The sequence below is a fragment of the Streptomyces sp. NPDC107454 genome (assembly GCF_055582885.1).
Genome location: NZ_JBVJPA010000055.1, coordinates 1 through 4,413, shown reverse-complemented (window position 1 = coordinate 4,413; position 4,413 = coordinate 1). Strand labels below are relative to the sequence as shown.

2 protein-coding genes and 1 pseudogene are annotated in these 4,413 nt (G+C 68.8%); 2 read left to right on the top strand and 1 reads right to left on the bottom strand.

Annotated elements, in window-relative coordinates:
- The first annotated feature begins 233 nt into the window (after positions 1 to 233).
- Both ACZ69M_RS51060 and ACZ69M_RS51055 read left to right on the top strand, forming a co-directional pair.
- The gene (locus ACZ69M_RS51060; RefSeq protein WP_470060539.1) at positions 234 to 1,676 is read left to right on the top strand and encodes an NF041680 family putative transposase; all 1,443 of its coding nucleotides are present in this window, start codon (positions 234 to 236) and stop codon (positions 1,674 to 1,676) included.
- A 146-nt stretch (positions 1,677 to 1,822) separates the two neighbouring features.
- Positions 1,823 to 3,307, top strand: coding sequence for an NF041680 family putative transposase (locus ACZ69M_RS51055; RefSeq protein ID WP_470060538.1), 1,485 nt, complete (start codon positions 1,823 to 1,825; stop codon positions 3,305 to 3,307).
- Between the two features lie 102 nt (positions 3,308 to 3,409).
- Here the strand turns inward: ACZ69M_RS51055 and ACZ69M_RS51050 are convergent.
- Positions 3,410 to 4,278, bottom strand: a pseudogene (locus ACZ69M_RS51050) (IS630 family transposase); the annotation flags it as partial.
- Positions 4,279 to 4,413: the final 135 nt, after the last annotated feature.

Here is a 4,413-nt window from a genome sequence, read left to right as displayed (position 1 = left end):
TGCCCCGCATCAGGCACATCTGCCCCGAGAGCCCCATACCGGCTCGGTCTGCGAATCGACGCGAAACAACCTCGCCAGGACAAAACGCTCTTTTACCTTGTTCTTTAACCTCCGGCTTGATCATCAACGTTCGCCAGGTCACTCGTTCGGGTGATCGCCGGACGTGGGTACGGCCTTCTCGTGATCCTGAACTCAACGACGAGATCAGAGTGTTCACGAAGAAGGCCGTGGTGATGAGTGTGCTGGCGCGGGTCGGCGAGCGGGACGCATTCGAGGAGCTGTCACACTTCCGGACCGACTTTTACGGGTGCTTGTCGGCGCGGGCGGATGCGTTCTTCGATCTCACCGACGCGTTGCTGTGTGCGGACGAGCCGGTGAAGACCCCGGTGGAGCTGTCGCTGACCGCTGAGCACCGCCGCGGCTACGGCTCCTTGTATGCGGCGCTCAACCACGGTCGCCTCGATGTCGAGCGGCTGCGTGACCTGCTGGTCTCGGTGCCGCTACCGCGCCTAGAGGGGCGGATCGTGCTGTCCGTGGACGTCTCGCCGTGGCTCCGATCGGATGCGGCGTGCTCGCCGGAGCGGCTGTTCTGCCACGTTCACGGCCGATCCCGGGCGGCCGCTCAGATCATCCCGGGCTGGCCGTACTCCGTGGTCGCCGCCCTTTCCCCGGGCCCATCGTCGTGGACTGCGGTCCTGGACGCGGTCCGCCTGGGCCCCGAGGACGACGCCACCGCTGTCACCGCCATCCAGCTGCGCGCCGTGGTCGAGCGCCTGGTCCGCGCCGCCCAGTGGCGGACCGGCGACCAGGAGATGCTGGTCGTGATGGACGCTGGCTACGACGTGACTCGCCTGGCGTGGCTCCTGCGGGACCTGCCCGTCGAACTCGTCGGCCGCCTGCGCTCCGACCGGGTGTTGAGGGTTCCGCCACGGCCGCTGTCCTTCACTTATCAGCCCCTGGGACGTCCGCGGAAGCACGGCCTGGAACTCCGGCTGGCCAAGCCGGAGACCTGGCCCGAGCCCGCGCTGGTGACGGTCAACGACACCGACCGCTACGGCAAGGCCCACACCCAGGCCTGGGACCGGGTACACCCCCGGCTGACCCACCGTTCCTCGTGGATCGACCACGACGGCGAACTCCCCCTGGTCGAGGGCACCCTGATTCGGCTCAAGGTCCAGCGCCTGCCCGGCGATCGCGACGCGCCGCCGCTGTGGCTGTGGCCCTCGAAAACCGGCGCCAGCACCACCGACGTGGACCAGGTCTGGTCCTGCTACCTGCGCCGCTTCGACCTGGAGCACACCTTCCGCTACTTCAAACAGGACCTCGGCTGGACCCGCCCGCGCCTGCGCAACCCACAGGCAGCCGAACGCTGGACCTGGCTCGTGATCGTCGTCCACGCCCAGCTCCGCCTCGCCGCCCCAGCCACGGCCGACCAGCGCAAGCCCTGGGAGAAGTCCACCCACGCCGGCACCGCGAGGACCCCGACGCGTGTTCGCCGAGCATTCCGGAACATCCGACCCCACCTCGCCAACCCGGCCAGGGTTCCGAAACCCACCCGGCCCGGACCCGGACGCCCACCCGGCTCCAAGAACCGACATCCCGCCACCCGCTACGACGTGGGCAAAACCATCAAACGCCCGGAGACACTGATCGAACGCGATCAAGCCCGGCGATAAGGAACAAGCTTACCTTGTCGTTTAAGGTCCGGCGTCGAACGCGGCTCGAGCTTGATAGGCGTTTTCGCAGTCCAGCGGACATGAAGGCGGCCTCCGTCTGATCCTTTTTCTCCGTCACAGAGTGGATCTGCGCGAAGGCCGTGGTCGTGAGTCTGGTGCATCAGGGTGTACTGCGGGATGAGTTCGCGGAAGTGTCACGCTTCCGGTCGGAGCTGTACGCGCGGGGGGGGGACGCGTTGTTCGAGCTGTGTGACGCGCTGCTGTGCGCGGACGGGCCGGTGCGCACTCTGGTCGATCTCGCGCTCGCGCCCGAACACCGTCGCGGTCACGGGGCTCTGTACGGCGGACTCAACCACGGGCGGATCGACGTCGCCCGGCTGCGTCGCGCGCTGGTGTCGATGCCGCTGCCGAGGGCGGCGGACGGTCGTCTGGTGCTGGCCGTGGACGTCTCGCCGTGGCTGAGGCCGGACGCCAACACCTGCGCCGCCCGGGCCTTTTGCCACACATTCGACCGGGGTGAGGGCAAGCACCAGATGGTGCCCGGCTGGCCGTACTCGGTCGTGGCGGCGCTGGAGACGGGACGCACCTCGTGGACAGCGGTGCTCGACGCCGTCCGCCTGGAGCCCGGCACCGACGTCGCGGCGGTGACCACGGTGCAGATCCGCGAGGTTGTCGAACGGCTCGTCGCGGCCGGCCAGTGGAAGCCGGGCGACCCGGACGTCCTGGTTGTACTGGACGCCGGCTACGACGCTCCGCGCATCGCGCACCTGCTGGCCGGACTGCCCGTCGAGGTCCTGGGCCGGCTCCGTTCGGACCGGGTAATGCGACGGCCGGCGCCCTCGCGCACGGAGTTCTTCCTGGCCAACCCCAAGGGAGGACGACTACCCAGGCACGGTGGCGAGTTCGTCTTCAATGACCCCGCCAGCTGGGGCACCGAGCAGGCCGTCACGGTCACCGACACCCGCCGCTACGGAAAGGCGACCGCGCAAGCGTGGGACCGGCTGCACCCGCGGCTGACCCGCAGGGCCGCGTGGCTGGACCACGACGGTCCGCTGCCCCTCATTGAGGGCACCGTCATCCGCCTGACCGTGGAGAAGCTACCGAGCGGCGGGGTGAACAGGCCGGTCTGGCTGTGGTGGTCGGGCACTGCCGCGACCGAGTCGGACGTCGACCGCTGCTGGCAGTCGTTCCTGCGGCGTTTCGACATCGAGCACACGTTTCGCCTGTTTAAGCAGACCCTCGGGTGGACCAGGCCCCGGCTCCGCAGCTCGGAGGCGGCCGATCGGTGGACCTGGCTGGTGATCGCCGCCTATGCCCAGCTCCGCCTCGCCCGGCCGCTCGCCGGTGACCTCCGGCGCCCCTGGGAGAAGCCGGCCGAGCCGAACAGGCTCACCCCCGCCCGTGTCCGGCGGGGGTTCAGGAACCTGCGCACGAAGACTGGCACTCCGGCCGGTGCACCGAAACCGTCCCGACCCGGACCAGGCCGACCACCAGGCTCAAAGAACGGCCACCCCGCCACTCGTCACGACGTGGGCAGAGTTCTCGCGACCGGCGAGGCATACAGCCGCCCCGCCCACCACAAGACTGGCACCAAACCACGGCGCGGAACGCTGCTCTCCTCCCGAAGGTGAGAACTCCCCTTGTCTGAGATTGAATTGCAGCGTCGCATGATGCGGCAGCAGCAGGATCAGGGGGATGGGTTGTTCATCATTGGTGTGCTGGCCTTGACGTTGTTGGAACACGGTGAGCCACTCGGCGTTCGCATCGATGAACTCCCTCATGCCCCTGGTCAGGTGGAGGCGGACGTTGTCCCAGACCAGCACAATCGGGCCGCCGAGCTGGATGCGGGCGCGGACGATGAGATCCCGGAAGTCTCGCCAGCCGAAGCCTTTCGGCTCGTCCTTGCGGCCCCGGTACTCCCGGATCGCGTAGATCAACCTGGCCCGCTCACCGGGCTTGTAGCAGGTCATGCCCGCCATCGAGACCCGCCCGGAGCCGCGGCCCCTCACCCGCACGACCGGGGTCTGGCCGATCCTGCCCCAGGTCCTGGCGCGCGGCGGAGTCAGCGACTGCCCGGCCTCGTCCTCAAAGACGATCCAGGCCCCGCGCTCCGCCGCATTGCTCTTACCCGCGGCCAGGTCTCCTTCTTCCAGACCTCGACAGCCTCGTCATCGCGCCCGATGGCTCGGCGGGCAGGCTGCTGCCACGACCAACCGTGACGCTTGAGCAGCTGCCAGGTGCCCTCGACCGTGTAGGAGACGTGGAAGAGCCGGCCGATCAGCGTCTTGATTCGTGCCAGCGTCCACCGCTGGTCCGCCCAGCCCTGAGCGAGCGGGCCGTGCTCCAACTCCCGCTCCAGCCTGGTGACCTGGAACTCGCTGAGTTTCGACCTTCCCGGCGAGCCCTTCGACAGCAGCCCCGCCTCCCCGTGCTCGCGCCAGGCACGGCGCCATCGCTCCGCCGACCGGACGCTCACCCGCAGCGCGGCAGCGGCCTCCGCGTTCCTCTGCCCGGTCTCGAAGCGTTCCACGGCCTGAAGCCGCAATCGCTCCCGCTTGCACCTCTCGGCGTCGGTCAGCCCGCCGCCCTGCGTGTATCTCACACCCCAGGACTACTGGGTGCCAGCAGGCGACGTTCCCCGGATGGCGCAGGCGTCACCCGCCCAACGTCAGTTCTCTTGGCCCAGCTCCCACAGGTGCACGGAAGTCCCGTCCTTCGAGATCGTGTACCACCTGCC